The organism is Devosia sp. YR412, from assembly GCF_900110945.1.
In the GTDB taxonomy this organism is placed as follows: Bacteria; Pseudomonadota; Alphaproteobacteria; order Rhizobiales; family Devosiaceae; genus Devosia.
Genome location: NZ_FOFL01000001.1, coordinates 997583 through 1020240 on the forward strand (window position 1 = coordinate 997583; position 22658 = coordinate 1020240).

The 22658-nt window shown below is 63.0% G+C and carries 20 protein-coding genes; 15 read left to right on the plus strand and 5 right to left on the minus strand.

Annotated features, from left to right (window positions below):
• Positions 1-269 precede the first annotated feature (269 nt).
• The 5 genes from BM045_RS04790 to BM045_RS04810 are packed head-to-tail and all read left to right on the plus strand — an operon-like array spanning position 270 to position 6498.
• Entirely contained in the window at positions 270-1388 is a 1119-nt protein-coding gene (locus BM045_RS04790; protein ID WP_210184977.1) for a sugar ABC transporter substrate-binding protein, read from the plus strand.
• Positions 1388-3019, plus strand: a complete 1632-nt coding sequence (locus tag BM045_RS04795) for a sugar ABC transporter ATP-binding protein (protein WP_092180125.1) — start codon at positions 1388-1390, stop codon at positions 3017-3019. Before BM045_RS04790 ends, BM045_RS04795 begins: the two co-directional genes overlap by 1 nt.
• Complete coding sequence (locus tag BM045_RS04800; protein ID WP_092180126.1) at positions 3016-4014, plus strand: ABC transporter permease; 999 nt, start codon at positions 3016-3018, stop codon at positions 4012-4014. Before BM045_RS04795 ends, BM045_RS04800 begins: the two co-directional genes overlap by 4 nt.
• A gap of 35 nt (positions 4015-4049) precedes the next feature.
• A complete protein-coding gene (hisD, locus tag BM045_RS04805; RefSeq protein ID WP_092180128.1) occupies positions 4050-5357 on the plus strand; it encodes a histidinol dehydrogenase in 1308 nt (435 codons plus the stop codon).
• Between the two features lie 10 nt (positions 5358-5367).
• Positions 5368-6498, plus strand: a complete 1131-nt coding sequence (locus tag BM045_RS04810; RefSeq protein WP_092180129.1) for a zinc-dependent alcohol dehydrogenase family protein — start codon at positions 5368-5370, stop codon at positions 6496-6498.
• A 23-nt stretch (positions 6499-6521) separates the two neighbouring features.
• On the opposite strand, the gene BM045_RS04815 is transcribed toward BM045_RS04810, so the two are convergent.
• The 5 genes from BM045_RS04815 to BM045_RS04835 are packed head-to-tail and all read right to left on the minus strand — an operon-like array spanning position 6522 to position 11627.
• On the minus strand, positions 6522-7259 hold the full coding sequence (locus BM045_RS04815; RefSeq protein ID WP_092180130.1) for an ABC transporter ATP-binding protein: 738 nt from the start codon (positions 7257-7259) through the stop codon (positions 6522-6524).
• On the minus strand, positions 7256-8098 hold the full coding sequence (locus tag BM045_RS04820) for an ABC transporter ATP-binding protein (protein ID WP_092180132.1): 843 nt from the start codon (positions 8096-8098) through the stop codon (positions 7256-7258). Before BM045_RS04820 ends, BM045_RS04815 begins: the two co-directional genes overlap by 4 nt.
• The gene (locus BM045_RS04825; protein WP_092180134.1) at positions 8085-8987 is read right to left on the minus strand and encodes an ABC transporter permease; all 903 of its coding nucleotides are present in this window, start codon (positions 8985-8987) and stop codon (positions 8085-8087) included. Before BM045_RS04825 ends, BM045_RS04820 begins: the two co-directional genes overlap by 14 nt.
• Positions 8984-10012 carry an ABC transporter permease gene (locus BM045_RS04830; protein ID WP_092180136.1) on the minus strand — a complete coding sequence of 343 codons (1029 nt, stop codon included), beginning with the start codon at positions 10010-10012 and terminating at the stop codon, positions 8984-8986. Before BM045_RS04830 ends, BM045_RS04825 begins: the two co-directional genes overlap by 4 nt.
• A 16-nt stretch (positions 10013-10028) precedes the next feature.
• A complete protein-coding gene (locus BM045_RS04835; RefSeq protein WP_092180138.1) occupies positions 10029-11627 on the minus strand; it encodes an ABC transporter substrate-binding protein in 1599 nt (532 codons plus the stop codon).
• A 129-nt stretch (positions 11628-11756) separates the two neighbouring features.
• Between BM045_RS04835 and BM045_RS04840 the strand changes: the two genes are divergently transcribed.
• From BM045_RS04840 to BM045_RS04885, 10 genes are all read left to right on the plus strand, one after another.
• Entirely contained in the window at positions 11757-12464 is a 708-nt protein-coding gene (locus BM045_RS04840) for a FadR/GntR family transcriptional regulator (RefSeq protein WP_092180140.1), read from the plus strand.
• A 96-nt stretch (positions 12465-12560) separates the two neighbouring features.
• Positions 12561-13535 (plus strand): mannonate dehydratase, encoded by a 975-nt coding sequence (locus tag BM045_RS04845; RefSeq protein ID WP_092180142.1) that lies wholly within the window; start codon positions 12561-12563, stop codon positions 13533-13535.
• A gap of 34 nt (positions 13536-13569) precedes the next feature.
• Positions 13570-14472: a 5-dehydro-4-deoxyglucarate dehydratase gene (gene kdgD, locus BM045_RS04850; protein WP_092180144.1), complete on the plus strand. Its 903-nt coding sequence runs from the start codon at positions 13570-13572 to the stop codon at positions 14470-14472.
• A 117-nt stretch (positions 14473-14589) separates the two neighbouring features.
• A complete protein-coding gene (locus BM045_RS04855; RefSeq protein WP_092180146.1) occupies positions 14590-15894 on the plus strand; it encodes a GH1 family beta-glucosidase in 1305 nt (434 codons plus the stop codon).
• A 107-nt stretch (positions 15895-16001) separates the two neighbouring features.
• The gene (locus BM045_RS04860) at positions 16002-16910 is read left to right on the plus strand and encodes a LysR family transcriptional regulator (protein ID WP_092180148.1); all 909 of its coding nucleotides are present in this window, start codon (positions 16002-16004) and stop codon (positions 16908-16910) included.
• Positions 16911-17072: 162 nt separating this feature from the next.
• The gene (locus BM045_RS04865; protein WP_092180150.1) at positions 17073-18230 is read left to right on the plus strand and encodes an ABC transporter substrate-binding protein; all 1158 of its coding nucleotides are present in this window, start codon (positions 17073-17075) and stop codon (positions 18228-18230) included.
• Between the two features lie 120 nt (positions 18231-18350).
• A complete protein-coding gene (locus BM045_RS04870) occupies positions 18351-19349 on the plus strand; it encodes an ABC transporter ATP-binding protein (RefSeq protein ID WP_092180152.1) in 999 nt (332 codons plus the stop codon).
• A complete protein-coding gene (locus BM045_RS04875) occupies positions 19346-20296 on the plus strand; it encodes an ABC transporter permease (RefSeq protein WP_092180154.1) in 951 nt (316 codons plus the stop codon). The genes BM045_RS04870 and BM045_RS04875 overlap by 4 nt, the downstream gene beginning before the upstream one ends.
• Positions 20286-21098, plus strand: coding sequence for an ABC transporter permease (locus BM045_RS04880; protein ID WP_092180155.1), 813 nt, complete (start codon positions 20286-20288; stop codon positions 21096-21098). The genes BM045_RS04875 and BM045_RS04880 overlap by 11 nt, the downstream gene beginning before the upstream one ends.
• Before the next feature lie 15 nt (positions 21099-21113).
• Entirely contained in the window at positions 21114-22544 is a 1431-nt protein-coding gene (locus tag BM045_RS04885) for a gamma-aminobutyraldehyde dehydrogenase (protein ID WP_092180157.1), read from the plus strand.
• Positions 22545-22658 lie beyond the last annotated feature (114 nt).

Sequence of the window (22658 nt, forward strand, 5' to 3'; positions counted from 1 at the left end):
CACGATCTCTTTCCAGGGCGCAAGATTCTAGAATGCGCATGCAATGATCCGTCCCCGCATTATCGTTAGCTGCAGCCGGGCGGGGATTCAATGGAAACATGCTGCATTCCTGTGCATCTAGCCTGCAAAAGTGGCGTGCCAAAGAGGCCTTCAGATGCCAAAGATTTTCACCCGGCTGATTGACTTGTTTCCAAGCTTGCGCTCACTATGCATGCGCATGCACTGCTGTGGCCCGAGGGGGGCTGGCGGTGCGGGACAGGGAGAATTCAATGAAGAAACGTGCGCTACTCGCATCGGTGGCCGCCGTGACGATGCTTGCTGGCATGGTTGGGGCTGCCTCCGCGGATGAAGTGACTGACGGCGTGGCTCGCGCCACTGAAAATCTCGCGAAATACACCTCGACGCCGGAATTCGTGGCGCCGGGCGACCCCTTCGATGCCAAGGCCTGCGCCGCCGGCAAGAAGATGATGTCGATCCCCAACAACAGCGGCAATCCCTTCCTCAAGGGCATTATCGACCGCATGAAGGCTGCCGGTGCCGAAGTGGGCCTGGAAGTTCGCGAATGGGAAAACCAGGGCCAGCCGGCGCAATGGGTGCAGGGCATCGAACTTGCCACCCGCGAAGGCTATGACATCATCGACCTGATCTCGGGTATCGATCCGGGCACCGTCGCGCCACAGCTCGAAGCCGCCAAAGCTGCCGGCGTCAAGGTGATGACCTCGCACTTCTATGATCCGAGCTTTGAACAGCACCCCGTGGTGTCGAGCTCGCTGACCATCGGCTTCGGCGAAGTCGGCACCATTCTTGCCGACTGGTCCACGGTTGCGACCAATGGCGCCGCCAATATCGCGCTGGTCATCTCCACCGACGTTCCGCCCACCATTCCGCTGGTCGAGAACTTCAAGAAGCAGCTCGCCGCCAACTGCCCGAACTGCAAGATCGTGCAGGAGATCAATGTCGGCGTCACCGAATGGGGTACCAAGATCCAGCCGGCCGTGCAGACCGCCGTGCAGGCCAATCCCGACATCAATGTCATCATCCCGATCTATGACTCGATGAGCCAGTTCGTGGTCCCTGCCCTCCGCCTTGCCGGCAAGACCGGTGAAGTCAAGCTCGCGACCTTCAACGGCACCCCGTTCGTGCTGGACTTCATCGCCCAGGGCGCTGCCGATATGGATATCGGTGAAAGCCTCGACTGGATCGCCTATGCCACGGTGGACGGCCATCTGCGCGATGCCTGCGGCCTGCCGACTCCGACGGCGCTCAACGTGCCCTTCTACATCTTCGACAAGGACAATGTTGCCGAAGCTGGTACCCCTGCCCAGTTCGATACGGGCTATGGCGACGCCTACAAGGCCGGCTTCCACACCCTGTGGGGCATCGAATAATGCCCAGCTTGTCGGATCAAGCTCTAGCCGATCCGACAAGCCATCCGGGGGCGCCTCTAGCGCTCCCGGTGCTGTCGGTGTCCAATATTTCCAAGACCTTCGGCGGCGCCAAGGCGCTGCAGAATGTCTCCTTCAAGGTCATGCCCGGCGAAGTTCACGGCCTGCTTGGCAAGAATGGCTCCGGCAAATCCACCCTGGTCAAGATCCTCGCCGGCTTTCATGCCCCCGATGACGGCGGCAGGCTGGAATTCAACGGCGAACCCGTCAGCCTGCCTTTGAAGCCGGGCGACTATCGTCGGCTCGGCATGGCCTTCGTGCATCAGAACCTGGGCCTCATTCCCTCGCTGACCGTGCTGGAAAACCTGCGCCTGGTGCCGCTGACTTCCGGCAAGTCGCTCTATATCGACTGGCCCGCCCAGGAGCGCGCCGCCCGCCAGGCGCTGTCGCGCTTCGGGCTCGACCTCGATCCTAATGAGCGCGTCGATCGGCTGACGCCGGTGCAGCGCGCCCTGCTCGCCATAGTCCGCGCCTTTGAGGAAATCGAAGCCTCGCGCGCCGTCACCGGCCGCCCCGGCCTCGTACTGCTGGACGAACCCACGCCATTCCTGCCTGCTGCCGGCGTCGAGCAGCTGTTTGCCATGGTGCGCTCGATCACCCAGTCGGGCTCCAGCGTCATCTTCATTTCCCATGACATCGACGAGGTCATGGAGATCACCGATTCCATCACCGTACTGCGCGATGGCCAGATGGCCGGTGTACTGAGCCGCGCCGATGCCACTCACGAAACCATCGTCAAGATGATTGTCGGCCGCAGTCTATCCAAAACCGCCCGCCCGTCCGGCGATCCGGCCAGTCGCCCGGTCTTCGCGCGCATTTCCGGCCTCTCTGGCAAGATGCTGCAGCCCTCCGATCTGCATGTCGGCAAGGGCGAGATCCTCGGCCTCACCGGCCTGATCGGTTCGGGCTATGGCGAAGTGCCGTATTTGGTGTTCGGCGCCCATGCCGCGCGCTCCGGTACCATCTCGGTCAATGGCGGCGCCGAGATCGCCCAGACCGCCCTGTCACCCAAGTCGGCCATCGACATGGGCTTTGCCCTGCTACCCGGCGATCGCCAGGGTGCCAGCGGTGTCGATAGCCTGCCCATCGTGGACAACATGTTCCTGCCCGACGTCAGCCGCTTCTTCAAATCAGGCTTCATGCGCAACCGCGCCATGGTGCGCGAGGCCAAGACTTTGGGTGCCGAATTCGAAGTCCGGCCCAACGATCCAGGGCTCAAGCTCTCGGCGCTGTCGGGCGGCAATGCCCAAAAGGTGCTGATTGCGCGCTGGATGAACCGCTCGCCGCTGCTGCTGCTGCTCGACGAACCCACCCAGGGCGTCGATGTCGGCACCCGCCAGCAGATATTTGCCGCTTTGCGCGCCGCTGCCGCCAAGGGCATGTCGGTGATCTGCGCCAGCTCCGAAGCCGAGCAGCTGGCCGAAATCTGCGACCGCGTGCTGGTGTTTTCCAAGGGCCAGATCTGCACGGAAATCACCGGCGACGCGCTGACCAAGGAGGGCATTTCGGAAGCGTGTTACGCAACCGCCGCGCCTGCCTCTACCTCTTCCACTCTCTCGCGGGTTGCATCATGACCGACGCCCTCTCTACCCCTCCGGCCACCAAGCCCGCCGTCAACTACACGAGGCAGTTCGAGCGCGTAGCGCTGCTGCTGGTCTGGGTCATCATCATTGGCCTGTTCAGCGCGGTCATGCCGAAGGCCTTCTTCAACTGGGGCAATTTCTCGATCATGTTCGCCTCCTATGCGCCTGCAGCTTTGCTGGCCCTGGCGATCATCATCCCGCTCACCGCCGGCGACTACGACCTGTCGGTCGGCGCCACGCTGACGCTGTCGGCCTCGACCATTGGCGTGCTCAATGTCTGGCAGCATATGCCGATCGGTCTGGTACTGGTCATCGTGCTGGCCATGGGCGTCGCGGTCGGGCTGTTCCATGCGCTGTTCATCATCTATTTCCGCGTGCCATCGCTGGTGGTGACGCTGGGCTCGACCTCGCTGATGAGCGGCGCGGTGCAGTGGATGACCAATTCCTCGACCATTGGCGGCATCGACAACGGCCTGATCATGGCGGCCGTTGGCTATCGCCTGTTCGGCATTCCACATGCCTTCTATTACGCTTTGGCCGCGGCATTGGTGATGTGGTACATTTTTGACTACACGCCGCTCGGCCGCAAATTGCTGTTTGTCGGGCGTGGCCGGGAAGTCGCCCGCCTCAACGGCATTGCCGTCAACCGCGTGCGCGTCGGCGCGCTGGTGATGTCCGGCGTCCTCGCCTCGGCTGCCGGCATTCTTTATGCCGGCGTGCTCGGATCTGCCGACCCCTATTCGGGCCTCAACTTTCTGCTGCCCGCCTTTGCTGCGGCCTTCCTCGGCGCGACCACAATCCAGCCGGGTCGCTTCAATCCCTGGGGTACGCTGGTTGCCGTCTATTTCCTCGCCACCGGCATTACAGGCCTGTCCATGCTCGGCATTCCGCTCTGGGTCACCAATGTCTTTAATGGCGGCGCACTGATCCTGGCCGTCACCATTTCCCAGATCACCCGCGGCCGCGAAGCATCCGATATCGGCTGACAAGACCACAAGCGCGCAAAGCGCAGGAGGACCCTATGGCCACTCATCTCAAGACTGCCGAAGCCGCCGCCGGGCGCGCCGAGGCAGATAGCAAAGTTCGCTCTACCGTCGAGACCATCCTCGGCAACATCGAGGCACGCGGCGATGCCGCAGTGCGCGACCTGTCCGCCAAGTTCGACAACTGGTCGCCCGCCAATTTCCGGCTGTCCGAAGGCGAAATCGAAGCTGCCATATCGAAGGTCTCGGCCAGCGACCTGGCCGATATTCGCTTCGCGCAGGACAATGTGCGCCGCTTTGCGAAGCACCAGAAGGCCGCCTTCAAGGATGTCGAGGTCGAGACGCAGCCCGGCGTGATCCTCGGCCACAAGAACATCCCCGTCGATGCCGTGGGCTGCTATGTGCCCGGCGGCAAATATCCCATGGTCGCCTCGGCCCATATGAGCGTGCTCACCGCCAAGGTGGCCGGGGTCAAACGCGTCGTCGCGGCGGCCCCGCCCTTCAAGGGTGGTGCGCATCCCGCCATCGTGGCTGCCATGCATCTGGCCGGTGCCGATGAAATCTTAGTGCTGGGCGGCGTGCAGGCGATCGGCGCCATGGCGCTGGGCACTGAAACCCTGGCCCCGGTAGACATGCTGGTCGGTCCCGGCAATGCTTTCGTCGCCGAAGCCAAGCGCCAGCTTTACGGTCGCGTCGGCATCGACCTCTTCGCCGGCCCCACCGAAACTCTGGTCATAGCCGACGACACGGTGGACGCCGAAATCTGCGCCACCGACCTGCTTGGCCAAGCCGAGCATGGTCCCACCTCCCCCGCCATCCTGCTAACAACCTCGGAAAAGCTGGCCCGAGAGACGATCAGCGAAGTCGAACGGCTGCTGACCGTATTGCCCACCGCCGAGATCGCCAGCGTCTCCTGGCGCGACCATGGCGAAGTCATCCTCTGCGCCGACGATGCGGAAATGCTCGCCGTCGCCAATCAGCTCGCCTTCGAGCATGTGCAGGTGATGACGAAGGACCCGGACTATTTCCTCGCCAACATGACCAATTACGGCGCGCTGTTCCTCGGCACGCGCACCAATGTGGCCTTTGGCGACAAGGTCATCGGCACCAACCACACCCTGCCCACCAAACGCGCCGGCCGCTTTACCGGTGGTCTGTGGGTCGGCAAGTTCCTGAAGACCTGCACCTACCAGCGCATTCTCACCGACGAAGCCAGCGCCATGATCGGCGCCTATGGTTCGCGCTTGTCCATGCTGGAAGGCTTTGCCGGCCATGCCGAACAGGCCAATATCCGCGTTCGCCGATACGGCCACCGCGACGTGCCCTACGCAACCGCCGCAGAGTAAGAGTCCGGCCATGAAAATCCGTGCCGCCATTCTCGAACAGTCCGGCCTGCCGGCCCCCTATGCGCAGTCCAAGCCGCTGCGTATTGCCGAGATCGATCTCGCGGCCCCAAGCCAGGGCGAAGTGCTGGTCAAGGTCATGGCAGCCGGCCTCTGCCATTCCGATCTTTCGGTCATCGACGGCAACCGGCCCCGTCCGCTGCCCATGGTGCTTGGTCACGAGGCGGCCGGCGTCGTCGAAGCCTTGGGGCCCGGCGTCGACGACCTGGTCGTCGGTGATCATGTTGTCTTCGTCTTCGTGCCCAGCTGCGGCAGCTGCGAATGCTGTTCCGATGGCCGACCGGCGCTTTGCGTGCCGGGTGCCGCCGCCAATGGTGCCGGTGTCTTGCTGTCGGGCGAACGCCGTCTCAGCGAGCAGGCGCATGATCTCAACCATCACCTCGGCGTTTCGGCCTTTGCCGAATATGCCACGGTCTCGCGCAAGTCGCTGGTCAAGATCGACCGCTCATTGCCCTTTGAGCATGCAGCGCTGTTTGGCTGCGCGGTACTGACCGGCGTTGGCGCGGTATTCAACGGCGCCAATGTCTCGCCCGGCGACAAGGTGGCGGTCATCGGCCTCGGCGGGGTCGGCATGGCCGCGCTGCTGGGTGCAAAAGCGGCTGGTGCCGAACAGATCGTCGCCGTCGATCTGTCCCGCGACAAGCTCGATCTGGCGCTGTCCATGGGCGCCACCGATGTTTTCCTTGCCGGCACCGATGGCGTCGCCGAGGCGATCAAGACCGCCACGCATGGCGGCGTCGATCACGCCATCGAGCTGGCCGGTTCGGTGCATGCCCTGCAACTTGGCTACCAGATCGCCAAGCGCGGCGGGCAGTTGACGACGGGCGGCCTGCCTGCCCCGACGGCGGTATTTCCCATTCCCGCGGTTAATCTGGTCGCCGAGGAAAAGACCGTGCGCGGCTCCTATCTCGGCTCCTGCGTGCCGGCGCGTGATATTCCGCGCTTCGTGCGGATGTATCAGCGCGGCATCTTGCCGGTCGATCGCCTGCTATCGGAGATCATGCCGCTCATCAGCATCAACGCCGGCTTCGACAAGCTGCGTCAGGGCACATTGCTGCGCGGCGTCGTCACCATGGGGCGCTAGACGCGTCAAGCGCCCCATCCAAGTCAGAGATAACTCGCAGCAAACAGTTCGCGGGCATAGTCGGAATGGGTGCGACCGTGCTTGAGGTCGTCGCGGGTCAACTCATCGACGAAACTGCCGTCCTTCATCACCAGCACGCGGTCGCACATATGGCCGATGACGGCGAGGTCGTGGCTGACCAGCACATAGGTGAGATTGCGCTGCTCGCGCAGGTCACTGAGGAGGTTCAGCACTTCGGCCTGCACCGAGACGTCAAGCGCCGAGGTCGGTTCGTCGAGCAGCAATACTTCAGGCTCAAGCATCAGCGCCCGGGCGATGGCCACGCGCTGGCGCTGGCCGCCGGAGAGTTCATGCGGAAAGCGTTCGGCGAATGCAGCGGGAAGGCCTACCTGCTCGAGCGCCGGGCCGACCTTGTCCCAGCCATCGCCACGCTTCATCGACTGCATCGGTTCGACCAGCACGCGTTCGATACGGTGACGCGGGTGAATGGAACTATAGGGGTCCTGGAACACCATCTGGGCGAGCAGCAGTTGTTCACGGGTGCGGGTCTTGGCGACGGCGGTGCCGGCCAGCTTGATCTCGCCTTCCCAATGGCGGTCGAGACCAGCCAGTGAGCGCAGCACGGTGGACTTACCGCAGCCAGATTCCCCCACAATGCCCAGGGTCTCGCCCTTTGCCACCGACAGCGATACCGATTTGACGACCTGCTTGCGCGCCTCGCCCTGACCGAAGGCGACCGAAAGGTCCTTTACGTCGATCATGGCTGGACTCCTACGGCGTCGATGGCTTTGCGATCCAGCACCTGCAGGCGCCGCACCGGATTGCGCGGATCGGGCATGGCCGCGATCAGGCCGCGGGTATAGGGATGCTGGGCGTCTTCGAGCTTGGTCAGCGTTTCCACCACGACGCCCTTGTACATGACGAGAATGCGCTCGCAGAAGGCGGCGACCATGCGGATGTCATGGCTGATCAGCAGCAGGCCGGAATTGTTTTCGCGCACCAGATCGTCGAGCAGGCGCAGCACGTCGCCGCGCACGCTGACGTCGAGGGCCGAGGTCGGCTCGTCGGCGATCACCAGCCGTGGCTTGGCCAGCAGCATCATGGCGATCATCACGCGCTGGCCCATGCCGCCCGAAATCTGGTGCGGATAAAGGTCCATGGTGCGGGCGACATCGGCAATGCGGACGCGACCGAGCATGTCGGCCGCCCGCGCATAGGCGTCTTTCTTGCCCAGCTTGAAATGCAGCATGGCGGCTTCCGCCACCTGCTTGCCGATCGGCAAGACCGGGTTCAGCGAATAGCGCGGATCCTGCATGATCAGGGCCATGTCATTGCCGCGCAGGCGACGCATCTCGCGTTCGCTGCGGGTCAGGAGCGGGGCGCCCTCGAAATCGAGCTGGCTGGCTTCTGTGGTGGCAGAGGGCGGCAGCAGGCGCATCAGCGCGCGGCCGACCGTCGACTTGCCGGAACCGGATTCGCCGACCACGCCCAGGCGCTCGGCGCCGAGATCGAAGCTGACGCCATTGACCGCCTTCACCGACGAGCGGGCAAAGCGGACCGTCAGGTCCCGGACCGTGAGGATGGGATCAGGAACGGTCATGGCGGGGATCCAGAATGTCGCGGAGAGCGTCGCCCGCCAGGTTGAAGGCAAGGCTGGTGATGAGGATGGCGACGCCCGGCATGACGGCAACCCACCAATTGTCGAGCATGAACTTGCGGCCGCTCGAAATCATCGCGCCCCATTCCGGGGCCGGCGGCTGGGCGCCAAGGCCGAGGAAGCCGAGGGCAGCTGCGGTCAGGATAATGCCGGCCATGTTCATGGTGAGGCGCACGACGACCGAGGGAATGCACATCGGGGCGATATAGCGGAACAGCAGGCGCAGCGGTGACGCGCCATAGAGACGGGCAGCGGCGACATAGTCGGTGTTGCGCACCAGCAGCGTTTCGGCCCGGGCCAGGCGGGCGATCGGTGGCCAGCCCGTCAGCGAGATAGCAATGATGGCAGTTTCGAGGCCTGCGCCAAGGGCGGCGGCAAAGGCCAGTGCCAGGATCAGCGAGGGGAAGGAGAGCACGATATCGGTGATGCGCATCAGGATGGCATCGGTGCGGCCGCCGACAAAGCCGGCGACAATGCCGATCAGCATGCCGATCGGGCCGACGATGATGGTCACGGCAAACACCGTCTGCACGGTGATGCGGGTTCCATAGATCAGGCGTGAGAGAATATCGCGGCCGAATTCATCGGTGCCGGCCCAATGGGTCCAGCTCGGGGCCTGCAGGGCATTGGGCAGGTTCTGTGCCGTCGGGCTGAAGGGCGCAATCAGCGGCGCGAACAGCGCCACGACGATCAGCACGGCCAGCACGATAAAGCCGAACATGCCGAGCGGTTCGCGGCTCAGCTTGGCAAGGGAAGTGCCGAAGCCGGCACCAAGGCGCGAGGCGGCGAGGAAGGCTTTGGAACGCACGGGAGCGGTCTGGGCGGCACTCATGTGGTGGCCTCACGGGTACGCGGATCGAGCAGGAGATAGGCCAGATCGGACAGGAAATTGAGGACCATGAAGATGATGCCGATGATGAGCGTGGCGGCGACGACCGCATTCATGTCGCCGATCATCAGCGCATTGGTCATGTACTGGCCGATACCGGGCCAGGAGAAGACCACTTCGGTGACCACGGCGCCTTCGAGCAGGCCACCGTAGGCGATGGCCAGCACGGTGATGAGCTGGACGGCGATATTGGGCAGCAGATGGCCCGAGACAATGCGCCAGTTGGAAGCACCCTTGGCGCGGGCGGCGATCACATAGTCCTGGTTGAGCTGTTCCAGGGTAAAGCTGCGCGTCATGCGGGTGATATAGGCCATGGCCGAATAGGCCAGAATGCAGGCCGGCAGGATGATGTGATAGACGGCGTTCCAGAACACTTCGGTGTCGCCGGCGAGCAGGCTGTCGATCAGCAGCAGCCCGGTCTTCGGCTCGACGAGGCCTTCGAGATAGACGTCCACACGGCCCGGTCCACCGACCCAGTTGAGGGTGGCATAGAAGATCACGAGGCCGACAATGCCGAACCAGAACACCGGAATGGAATGGCCGACCAGCGACAGCACGCGCACTAACTTGTCGATCCAGCTGTCGCGGAAGAAGGCGGCCATCATCCCGAGTGGCACGCCAAGCAGGGTGGAAATGATGACGGCCAGCGTCGCCAGTTCCAGCGTCGCCGGGAAGGCGGCGCTGAGATCCTGCACCACGGGATTGCCGGTAAGCACGGCAGTGCCCAGATCGCCTTGCAGCAACGAGGTGAAATAGATCCAGAACTGCTGGTAGACCGGCAGGTCCAGACCTAGGCGGGCGCGCATGGCGGCAAAGGTCGCGGGATCGGCGAGTTCACCGACGATCGCACCCACCGGGTCCGTCGGCAGCAGACGGCCGATCACGAAGGTCACGACAAGCAGGGCGAACAGGCTGACCAGCAGCTGCCCGACGCGCTTGGCGAGCTCGATTACACTAAATTCCTTCATGATCGGCCGTTCAGCTTTAGTTTGCGTCGGTCTTGGTGACGGCGTTGACGCGCGTCAGGGACCAGGGATGCCCGCTATAGCCCTGGACGCGCGCATTGACCACGATGGGTTCAAAGCGTTCAAACAGCGGCAGCACGGCGGGGCTCGAAGCGACGAACATTTCCTGCAGCTTGACGGCCAGCTCGGCGCGCTTGACCGGATCGCGCTCGCGATTGGCTTCTTGGCGCAGGGCGTTCATTTCGGTGATGTCCCAGGCGGAACGCCAGACGAAATTGCCGGCATTATTGGCTTCGAGCGAATTGTCCGGATTGTTGGTGAAATTGTCCAACGCCCCCAGAGCAGTCGGGTCGGCAGCCGAATTCTGCGGCAGCAGCAGGTCGAAATCGCGGGCACGGTGGGCGGCGACGATGTCGGCGCCATTGCCCTGCTGCACGCTGAGGTTGATGCCGATCTCGGCCAGATTGGCCTGGATCGCGGTGGCCAGATCGACGCGTGGTGCCTGGGCAATGGTCTTGATGGTCAGCGAGAAGCCATTGGGGTAGCCGGCTTCGGCCAGCAGTTCCTTGGCCTTTTCCGGCTGGAACGACCAATCGGGGTTCTCGATAGCGCCTTCCCAATCGGCCGGAACCGGCACGTTGCGCGCCTGGCCGTATGGCCCGAGAATGGTCTGGCCGATGCCCTCATAGTCGATGCCGTAAGCGATCGCCTGGCGGACCAGCGGGTTGGACAGGGCTTCGTGACCGGCATTCATCGCCAGCACATAGAAGCCACCGGTCTTGACCTGGTCGATGACAAAGCCTTCCTTGCCATCGAAGAAGCGCACGTCGGCAGCGGTCAGGGCGTTGGCGATATCGATATCGCCGCGTTCCAGCATCAGGCGCGCGGCCTGGCTTTCCGGCACGTGACGGAACAGCACGCGCTTCAGCGCCGATTCGCCCCCCCAGAAAGTCGGGTTGGCTTCGAGCAGCACCAGATCATTCGGGGACCAGCGGCGCAGGGTGAAAGGACCCGAACCGGCGGTATTGGTGCGCAGCCACTCATTGCCGTAGTCGTCGTTAGCGACATGCTTGAGCACTTCGACGCTATCGACCACGCTGCCGACGCCGCCCGACAGGCGATAGAGCAGGGCTTCGCCGACGATGGAGTCGGTGAGCTCGATGCGGACGGTCTTGTCGTCGACGGCGGTGACCAGGGTCTCGACGGTGTCCTTGTTATAGCCGAAGGTCTTGAGACCGGCGGCAGCCGACTGGTCGAGCTTGAACAGGCGGGTCAGCGAGAAGACGACGTCGGCAGCGGTGACCGGATTGCCCGAGGCAAAGGTGGTGTCGCGCAGGTGGAAGGTCACGCCGGTTTCGTCGATCTCCCAGCTCTCGGCCAGCTGCGGCTGCAGCTCGCTGGTGGCGCCATCGAACGAGACGAGGCGGTCGTACACATTGGCCAGGATCTCCTGGGTCTTGACCTCGGTGCCCTGCTGGGGATCGAGCGACAGGACCTGCGCCAGCGAGGTGCCGATGACCAGCTGGTCATTGGGCGTCGCGGCAAAGGCGAGCGGGGATACCGACATCATAAAGGCGAATGTTGCGCCGGCGAACAGGCGCTTGGAAAACTGCTTCATAAAGACTCCTCCGTCTTGTACCATACCCGCCATAGCATGTCGGTTGTATGTCGTATTATGATTATGGCGTTTCCAAGCCGATGGCAATAGGGTGTGGGCATACCGACTCTTGTTGAGGGATGAGGGACTATGGAACAAGTGGTTAGCCGCAGGCGCCCGCGCCTGGCGCAAAGCGTCATCGATGAAATGCGCCGCAGAATCGACTCGGGGGCGCTGCCCGTCGGGGCGCAGCTACCGACGGAGCCGCAGCTGGAAATCCAGTTTGGGGTGAGCCGTACGGTGGTGCGCGAGGCGATTGCGGAGCTGCGGGCGGCAGGCTTTGTGACGCCGATTCAGGGCAAGGGAATCTTTGTCGCCGAACAGGGCCGGCAGGTGCTGATCGACCTGACTCCGGGGGAAATCCAGAGCATTCCGCAGACGCTGGAAATGCTGGAATTCCGCATGGCGGTGGAGACGGAAGCGGCAGCGATCGCTGCCTATCGTCGCTCTGCTGAACAAGAAAATGTCATCCGCACGGCGCATATGGAGATGGATCGCCGAGTCGCCCAGTCGGAGCCGACCGCAGAGGCCGATTTCGCATTTCATACCGCGATCGGTGCTGCGACCAACAACCGCTACTTCGTCGATGCGCTCAACCGCTTTGGGCCGCGGGCGATTCCGCGCAGCCAGTTTCCGACGCTGCCGAGTGCCAATGACGCGGCCTATCTGGCAGGCGTGGTGGCCGAACATGAGCGGATTCTGAACGCCATTTCCGACCAGGATCCGGAAGCCGCCCGCGCCGCCATGCGCGAGCATCTGCTGGGCAGCCAGAAGCGCTATCGCCGCCTGGCGCGGTAGTGCGCCAGACCTCTTAGGTAAGAGGTAAATCCGCAAAGCCCTCTCGACATCTCTCGAATATTCATATTATGTCATACCTCATATCAGGAGGATGCCATGTATGTAGGGACCCAGCTTCAAGCCCGCGAAGACGACGATTACCGCGTCTGGTCACAGCTTGGCATCAAGCATATCTGCCAGGACCCCTATACCAAGCTGGGCACCTGGACGCTCGACGACCTCAAGGCGCTGCGCGAGAAGGTCGAAAGCTTCGACCTGATCCTCGACATGATCCAGCTGCCGCTGCCGTCGAGCCCTATCGAAACCGCGACCTATCCCGACATCCTGCTGGCCGGCCCGGATCGCGATCGCCAGATCGACGCGATCTGCAAGCTGATCCAGGATTGCGCCACAGCCGGCATTCCGGCCGCCAAGTATAATCTCAACCTGATCGGCATTCCGCGCACGCCTGACGAGCTGGGCCGCGGCGGCTCGCTCAATGCCTCGTTCCGCTGGGACAAGACGGACCAGGACGCTGCGCCGGGTCTGGCCGGCGTGCTGTCGGAAGAGGAAAACTGGGAGCGCATCGACTATTTCCTCGAGCGCGTCGTGCCAGTTGCCGAGAGCAACAAGGTGCGCCTCGCCTGCCATCCGCATGACCCCTATACGCCTCCCGGCTACAAGGGCGTCACCCGCGTGCTCGGCACGGTGGACGGTCTCAAGAAGTTCGTGACCATGCACGAAAGCCCCTATCACGGGCTCAACTTCTGCCAGGGCACGGTCGGCGAAATGCTCGACAATCCGCGCGAAGAGATCGCTGACGTGATCCGCTGGTTCGGCAGCCGCAACAAGATCTTCAACCTGCACTTCCGCAATATTCGCGGCAAGAAGCTCAGCTTCATGGAAACCTTCCCCGATGAAGGCGACATGGACATGGCCGCGTCGCTGAAGATCTACAAGGAAGTCGGCTATCAATACATGATCATGCCCGATCACGTGCCCGCCATTGCCGGCCGCGACCCGCAGGGCGTCGCCTTTGCCTATTGCTATGGCTACACGGCCGCGCTGCTGCAGGCCCTCGATACCTACTGAGCCCCTCATTTTCTTCTAGTCTAGGACCACCGTCATGAACCCATCCGAACTCAAGGTTGCACTTGGTAGCGGGCTGCTGTCGTTTCCCGTCACGACCTTCACCAAGGACCTGGCTTTCGATGAGGACGCCTATCGCGCCCATATCGACTGGCTCGATGGCTATAAGGCATCGGTCCTGTTCGCCCCCGGCGGCACCGGCGAAATCTTCTCGCTGACCCCAAGCGAAGTCGCGCATATCACTAAGGTGGCGCGGCAGACGTCCACCAACACCCCGATCGTCGGTGGCGCGGCCTATGGCACGGCCATGGCCGTGGAAATGGCCAAGGCTGCCGAAGCCGCCGGCGCCGATGGCCTGTTGCTGCTGCCGCCCTATCTGATGTTTGCCGAGCAGGATGGCCTCGTCGCGCACGTCAAGGCAGTCTGCGATTCCGTCGGGATCGGCGTGGTGGTCTACAATCGCGACAATATCATCCTCAGCGCCGAGAGCCTGCAGCGCCTATGCGACCAGTGCCCCAACCTGATCGGCTTCAAGGACGGTCATGGCGAGGTCGATCGCGTCATCGAGATCACCACCAAGCTGGCCGATCGGCTGGTCTATATCGGCGGCATGCCGACACATGAGCTCTATGCCCAAGCCTATTTCTCGGCCGGCGTGACCACCTATTCCTCGGCTGTGTTCAACTTTGTGCCCGAGCTGGCGCAGAAATTCTATTCGGCCCTGCGCGCCAATGACAAGGCGACCACCGACCAGATCCTCAAGGACTTCTTCTTCCCGCTGGTGGCCCTGCGCAACCGCAAGAAGGGCTATGCCGTCTCGATCATCAAGGCGGGCCTCGAAGCCCGCGGCCGCAAGGCCGGCCCGGTTCGCCCGCCGCTGACCGACCTGACGGCCAGCGAAATGGACGAGCTCAAGGCCTTGATCGCCAAGGTCGCCTGATCCTTAACTGATCCCGCGGTCCATACCTCCCTTTGGATTGCGTGCAGGCTCTCCGGTGAATAACCGGGGAGCCTTGCCATACCTGCCCAGCCCGGCCCAGCTATTGAAGGACTGCCCATGTTTACCCACAAGCGCGCCGATTTCGGCCCCGATTTCCTGTTCGGCGTCGCCATGGCGGCCCATCAGATCGAAGGCGGCCAGACCGATGGCCGTGGCCCCTCGATCTGGGACACCTTTGCCAACACCCCTGGCAATACGCGCAATTTCGACAATGGCAATGTGGCCTGCGACCACTACAACCGCTGGGAAGAAGATCTCGACATCATCCGCGACGGCGGGTTCGATGCCTATCGCTTCTCGTTTTCGTGGTCGCGCCTGATCCCCCAGGGCACCGGTGCCATCAACCAGCAGGGCGTCGACTTCTATGATCGGCTGATTGACGGCATGCTGGAGCGCAATATCAAGCCGCTGGGCACGCTCTATCACTGGGACCTGCCCAGCGCGCTGCAGGACCGCGGCGGCTGGATGAACCGCGACACGACATCGGCCTTTGCCGACTATGCCGCTTTTGCCGCCGAAAAGTTTGGTTCGCGGCTGGAAAGCATCGCCACCTTCAATGAGCCCTGGTGCATCACCGTGCTCAGCCATTTCCTTGGCGCGCACGCCCCTGGCTATCGCGACGTCCGCGCCACCGCCCGCGCCATGCACCATGTGCTCTTGGCCCATGGTCTCGGCATCAAGGCGATGCGCGAGGTTGGCACCAACAACAACCTTGGCATCGTGGTCAACATGGAGAAGTGCGACCCGGCCAGCGACAAGCCCGAGGATGTCGAAGCGGCCGCCTTGGGCGACGCCATCTTCAACCAGTTCTTCCTCGATGGCGTGCTGAAGGGCAGCTATCCGGAAAAAGTCACCAAGATTCTCGAACCGCATCTGCCGGCCAATTGGCGCGACGACATGACCACGCTCAACCAGCCGCTCGACTGGGTCGGCGTCAATTACTACACACGCTTCCTCTATACCGCCGATCCCAAGGTGCCGGTCTTCCCCTTCACCCAGGCGCGCGGCCCGCTGGAAAAGACCAATGTCGGCTGGGAAGTCATCCCTGAAGCGCTGACCGAATTCCTGGTCCGCGTCTCCAACCGCTATCCCGGCCTGCCGATCTATGTCACCGAAAACGGCGCCTCGGAAACCCACGAGGCCAAGCGCATCAGCTTCTTCGACCGGCACTTTGCGGCCATGGTCGAAGCCAAGAAGCAGGGCGCCGACCTGCGTGGCTATATCGCCTGGACGCTGATCGACAATTTCGAATGGGCCGAAGGCTTCACGCCCAAGTTCGGCATTGTTGGCATGGACCCGAAGACGCTGGATCGCCAGCCCAAGGAAACCTATTACGCTTTCCAGCAGATGCTGGCGAAGTAGGCAGAATGATGCGGCCGGGTCTTGCAGTGACGCAAGACCGGGCCGGCCCTTGCTTTGGCAACAGGCCCGGTCAATGATCGTGGCCTAGGTTCGACAAGGCACCCTGCTTGGCATTCACCCTGCGTCAGCTCCAGTATTTCGTGGCGGTCTGCGAGGCCGGCACTGTCTCTGGCGCGGCGCATACCATTTCGGTGTCCCAGTCGGCGGTAACCGATGCCATCAAGGACCTCGAGGATGACTTGGGCGTCGCGCTGTTCGAGCGGCACCGGCGCGGCCTGTTGATCACCAATCGCGGGCACCAGTTCTATCGCCATGCCGCGCGCATCCTTGGCAACGTCTCCGATGCGCGCCGCAGTTTTGGCGAAAGTACCCAACCAACCGGCGGCACTTTACAGCTGGGCGTCACCTCGCTGGTCGCCGGCTATATCCTGTCCGACCTTCTGGCGCGCTATCGTCGCGCCCAGCCTTCGGTCAAGGTCACGGCCATCGAGGACAATGGAGATTATCTCGAACACCTGCTGATTGGCGGCGAGCTCGACGTTGCCGTGATGGTCATTTCCAACATGCGCGACCGCGTGGCGCTGCAGGCCGAAATCTTCGAGACCTCGCCCTATCGGCTGTGGCTGCCACTGGGACATAGGCTGGCCGGGGCCGAGATCATCGAAATAGGCGATATCGCCAAAGAGCCGCTGATCATGCTGACGGTGGACGAGACCGAGGAGAATACCGGCAAGCTGCTGTCGGCTCTTGGGGCACGACCGCATGTGGCCTTCCGCACACGCTCGGTCGAGGCCGTCCGCAGTCTCGTCGCCACCGGGGCGGGCCTCGCCATCCTGCCCGACCTGATCTATCGCCCCTGGTCGCTGGAAGGCGACCGGATCGAAAGCCGCGACGTTTCGGGGTCGCTGCCGGTTGTCCAGGTGGGCATGGTATGGCGCAAGGGATCGCAGTTGCCGCGGGCGGCGCGCGACTTCATCGCCATGGCCCAGGCACAACATGCTCGCAACCGGTCCTGATGTGGTATCGGTTTTTCCGATAGGACCATTCTAAACAATGCATTTGCGAAAGTTACCGAGCGCCATAAGCTCCTGTTGAGGGAGCTTTGCGCTCCGCGCCCGCTCCCGAGCGCGACCCACCCGAAAGGGCGGTCGGAGACGTTCTGGAACAGGGAGACTTCGATGACATCGATACTGAGGACAGGTACCGCGCTCTCGATGGCGGTGCTGTTTACGGGCCAGGTCACGGCACAGGAAATGTTGCAGACGCTGGGCGCCGGCGAGGGCCAGGTCAGCATTGTCGCTTGGGCGGGCTATATCGAACGCGGCGAAACCGATCCGGCCTATGACTGGGTCACCAGCTTCGAGGAAAGCTCGGGCTGCAAGGTCTCGGTCAAGACAGCCGCCACCTCCGACGAAATGGTCGCGCTGATGAATGAAGGTGGCTTCGACCTCGTCACCGCCTCGGGCGATGCCTCGCTGCGGCTGATCGCCGGCGACCGCGTGCAGCCGATCAACACCGCGCTGATCCCGAGCTGGTCGACGATCGACCCACGGCTGGAAAGCGCCGCCTGGCACACGGTGGACGGCGTACACTATGGCACACCCTATGTCTGGGGCGCCAATGTGCTGATGTATAATACCGAAGTGTTCGGCGACACGCCGCCCACCAGCTGGAATGTGGTGTTCGAAGAAACCACCCTGCCCGATGGCAAGAGCAATGCCGGCCGCGTACAGGCCTATGACGGCCCGATCTATGTGGCCGATGCCGCGCTCTACCTGATGACGCACAAGCCAGAGCTGGGCATCACCGACCCATACGAGCTCAACGAAGACCAGTACAAGGCGGCGCTAGACCTGCTGCGCGTGCAGCGTGGCCTCGTCGGCCGCTATTGGCACGATGCCTTCATCCAGATGGACGACTTTACCAATGAAGGCGTGGTCGCATCGAGCTCCTGGCCCTTCATGGTCAACGTGCTGAAGGCCGGCGGCGCACCGGTCGACTCGACCTTCCCCGAGGAAGGCATCACCGGGTGGGCCGATACGACCATGCTGCATGTCGACAGCCCCAACCCCAACTGCGCCTATATGTGGATGGAACATTCGCTCTCCGAAAAGGTGCAGGGCGACGTTTCAGCCTGGTTCGGCACGGTGCCGTCGGTGCCGGCTGCCTGCACGGGCAATGCGTTGCTCGGCGACACCGGCTGCGCCACCAATGGCTATGAGAACTTCGACAAGATCCGCTTCTGGCGCACACCGACGACCCAATGCTCGACGGGCGAATGCGTGCCCTATTACCGTTGGGTCTCCGACTATGTCGGGGTGATCGGCGGACGTTAAAGACCTCGGGGTGAGGGCCCTCCCTCACCCCGGCTTGCCGCCGACGCTGACGACCGGACAGGTTGACCGGCATATCCATTGCTCCCGGCAACGGGGCCCAGGTTGGGGCACTGACCAGACATGACTACCGCTGTCTCCCTCAAAGCCATTACGCGGCGCTTCGGCGAGGTGCTGGCGCTCGACGCCATTGACCTCGATATTGCCGAAGGCGAGTTCTTTGCCATGCTGGGACCGTCGGGCTCGGGCAAGACCACCTGCCTGCGGGTGATTGCCGGCTTCGAGCAACCGAGCTCGGGGGAGCTGTCGATCTTCGGCCAACGGGCCGAGGGCGTACCGCCCTACAAGCGCAATGTGAACACCGTGTTCCAGGACTATGCGCTGTTTCCCCATCTCAACGTCATCGACAATGTCGCCTATTCATTGATGCTGCGCAAAGTGCCGGTTGCCGAGCGCTACAGCCAGGCAGAGGCGGTGCTGGATATGGTCAAGCTTGCCGGCTATGGCATGCGTCGGCCGGGGCAACTGTCCGGTGGCCAGCGCCAGCGCGTGGCCCTGGCGCGGGCACTGGTCAATCAGCCCAAGGTGCTGCTGCTCGACGAGCCGCTCGGTGCGCTGGATCTGAAACTTCGCGAGCAGATGCAGGAGGAGCTGAAAAGCCTGCAGAAGCGGCTGGGCATCACCTTTATCTTCGTCACGCACGACCAGGGCGAGGCGATGTCGATGGCCGACCGGATCGCCGTGTTCAACCTTGGCAAGATCATGCAGGTGGGCACGCCCGAGGAGATTTATCTCAAGCCGGCCTCCCGCTTCGTCGCCGACTTCGTCGGCTCGTCCAATGTGCTGCCGCCCGATTTCGTGGCGCGTACGACGGGCAAAGCGAGCTGGGCCAGCCTGCGGCCCGAAGCCATCACCGTCACGGCAGGCGCCGGCCAACCGGACCTGACAGGCACGGTCGTTGCGCGCAATTATCTCGGCGCTACCACCCGCATTACCGTCGACCTCGGCGGCCAGCGTCTGCATGCCGTGCTGCCGTCGGGCGCCGGTGTACCGCTGGAGGGCAGCGTGGTCACCGTGGACTTTGATCCCTCCGCGCTGCATCGCATGGACGATACGCCATGAGCGCAGCATCAAGCGCCTTTCTCGAGCATCGCCGCGGGCCGCTGACCGGCCTGTCCGACCTGTTCTGGCGCCGGCCAAAGCTGCTGGTCTTCCTGCTGCTGGTGCCGCCGCTGCTCTGGCTGGGCGTGATCTATGTCGGATCGCTCGTGGCGCTGCTGATGCAGAGCTTTTACGCCATCGACGAATTTTCCGGCATGGTCGACTATGACGTGTTGACGCTGAAGACCTATGGCGAGCTGTTCCGCCCGGCCAATCTGGACATCATCATCCGCACCGTGCTGATGGCCATGGCGGTGACGCTGGCCTCGGCGGTGATTGCCTTTCCCATCGCCTATATGGCGGCGCGCTATGTGCGCGGCAGATGGAAGGCCATGTTCTATCTCGCGGTGATGCTGCCGCTGTGGTCGAGCTATCTGGTCAAGATCTATGCTTGGAAGCTGATCCTCGCCAAGGAAGGCATTCTCAACTGGATTTTCGCCCAGCTGCACCTGACCGGCGCGCTGGAGGCCTATCTCGGACTGCCGGTAGTGGGCGGGGGATCGCTGTCGATCAGCTATACCGGAACATTCCTGGTCTTTGTCTATGTCTGGATGCCCTATATGATCCTGCCGACGCAGGCGGCATTGGAGCGGGTCCCGGTCAATCTGACCGACGCCTCATCCGACCTCGGCGGCACGCCGTGGCAAACCTTCCGCCATGTCATCTTCCCGCTGGCGCTGCCCGGGATCATCGCCGGCTCGATCTTCACCTTCTCGCTGACCTTGGGCGATTATATCATTCCCCAGATTGTCGGCTCGTCGCGGCTGTTCATCGGCCAGGCGGTCTATGCCCATCAGGGCACCGCCGGCAATATCCCACTGGCCGCCGCCTTCTCAGTGGTGCCGATCGTCATCATGGGCCTCTATCTCTGGATGGCGCAGCGCAAGGGGGCCTTCGATGCGCTCTGATGCTCCCCGCGCCCCCTGGGGATTGAAACTGGCCGCCGGTGCTGGGCTGGTCTTCATGATCGCGCCGCTGCTGCTGATCTTTGTCTATGCCTTCACCACCGAGGAGCGGACCTATCAATGGCCGCCGCCGGGCTTCACGCTGCAATGGTTCGGCGTCACCTGGGGCCGAACTGATGTCTGGCAAGCGCTGACGCTGTCGGTGCAGGTCGCGACCATTTCCACCGCCATCGCGCTGGTGCTGGGCACGCTCTGCGCCGCCGCGGTGTCGGGCAGCAAGTTCTTCGGCCGGGAAGTGATTTCGCTGCTGGTCATCCTGCCGATCGCTTTGCCCGGGATCATCACCGGCATCGCGCTGCGCTCGGCCTTTGGTATGACCGACATTCCCTTTTCCTTCTGGACCATCGTGGTGGGTCACGCGACCTTCTGCGTGGTGACGGTCTATAATAATGCCGTCGCCCGCTTCCGCCGCACCTCGGGCTCGCTGATCGAAGCCTCCATGGACCTCGGCGCCGACCAGTTCCAGACCTTCCGCTACGTCATTCTGCCCAATATCGGCACGGCGCTGCTGGCCGGTGGCATGCTGGCCTTTGCGCTGAGCTTTGACGAAGTGATCGTCACCACCTTTACCGCCGGCCAGCAGCAGACCCTGCCGCTGTGGATGCTCGAGGAACTGGTGCGACCGCGCCAGCGCCCGGTGACCAATGTGGTGGCCGTCGTCGTGGTGCTGGTGACCACCATTCCCATTCTCTTGGCCTTTTACCTGACCCGCGACGGCGACCAGATCGCCGGCAGCGGCAAATAACGAGGAGGACTTTTCTTGGACACACAGATGCTGATCGGCTCTTCTTTCGAGGCCGGCACGGAAATCGAAGAGATCATCCTCAACCCAAAGACCGGCGCCGAAATCCTCAAGCTTCCCGAGGCCTCGCTCGACCAGATCGACCGGGCGGTGGCGGCGGCCAAGAAAGCCTTCGTCACCTGGTCTCGCACCACGCCGGGTCAGCGCTCGGGCTATCTGCTGCGCATTGCCGATGCCATCGAGCGCGATTCGGCCGGCTATGCGGCGCTCGAAGCACTCAACTGCGGCAAGCCGATCAATGCCGTGATCAATGACGAAATCCCCGCCATCGTCGACTGCTACCGCTTCTTTGCCGGCGCGGTCCGCTCGATGACCGGCACCGTGTCGGGCGAATATCTGCCCGGCCATACCTCGATGATCCGCCGCGATCCGATCGGCGTGGTCGGTTCCATTGCACCGTGGAACTATCCGCTGATGATGATGGCCTGGAAGCTCGCCCCGGCCATTGCCGGCGGCAATACCGTGGTGTTCAAACCCTCCGAGCAAACGCCGCTGAGCGCGCTCAAGATGATCCGCGCCATGGCCGACATCTTGCCCGAGGGCGTGGTCAACCTGGTGCTGGGTCGTGGTGATACGGTAGGCAATGCGCTGATCAACCATCCGGGGATCGACATGATTTCGATCACCGGCGACGTGGCGACCGGCAAGAAAGTGCTGCAGGCTGCCGCCAAATCGGTCAAGCGCACCCATCTCGAGCTGGGTGGCAAGGCGCCGGTGATCGTCTATGACGACGTCGATCTGGAGTCTGTCGTAACCGGCCTGCGCGCCTTCGGCTTCTACAATGCCGGGCAGGACTGCACGGCCGCCTGCCGCATCTATGCCGGCGACAAGATCTACGATCGGCTGGTGGCCGACCTCAGCTCTGCCGTCTCCACCATCAAGCTCAACGATCCCGACGATACGCTCAACGAAATCGGGCCCCTGATCTCGCGCCGCCAGCGCGACCGGGTGGCGAGCTTTGTCGAACGCGCCGCCGAACTGCCGCATATTTCCATCACCACCGGCGGCAAGCCGGCCAGCGAGCGCGGCTATTTCTTCCAGCCCACGGTGATTGCCGGCGCAACCCAGGAGGACGAAATCGTCCGCCGCGAGGTGTTCGGCCCCGTGGTTTCCATTACCCGCTTCAAGGACCCGGAAGACGCCATCACCTGGGCCAATGACAGCGACTATGGCCTCGCCTCGTCGGTCTGGACCAGCGATGTCAGCAAGGCCATGCAGACCGCCGCGCGCCTGCGCTATGGCTGCACCTGGATCAACACCCACTTCATGCTGGTCAATGAAATGCCGCATGGCGGGCTGAAACAGTCGGGCTATGGCAAGGACATGTCGTCCTATGCGCTGGAGGACTATACCGCCGTCCGGCATGTGATGATCAACCACGGCGGCTAGGTCGCGGGGGCAACGAAAATTGGTGGCGCGTTGACGAAAGGACGGAAGACTGACGGCCGCCGAGCCTTGCTCGTTAGATAGTGGGCCGGCCAGTCGGGCATTGCTGCTTTCTGG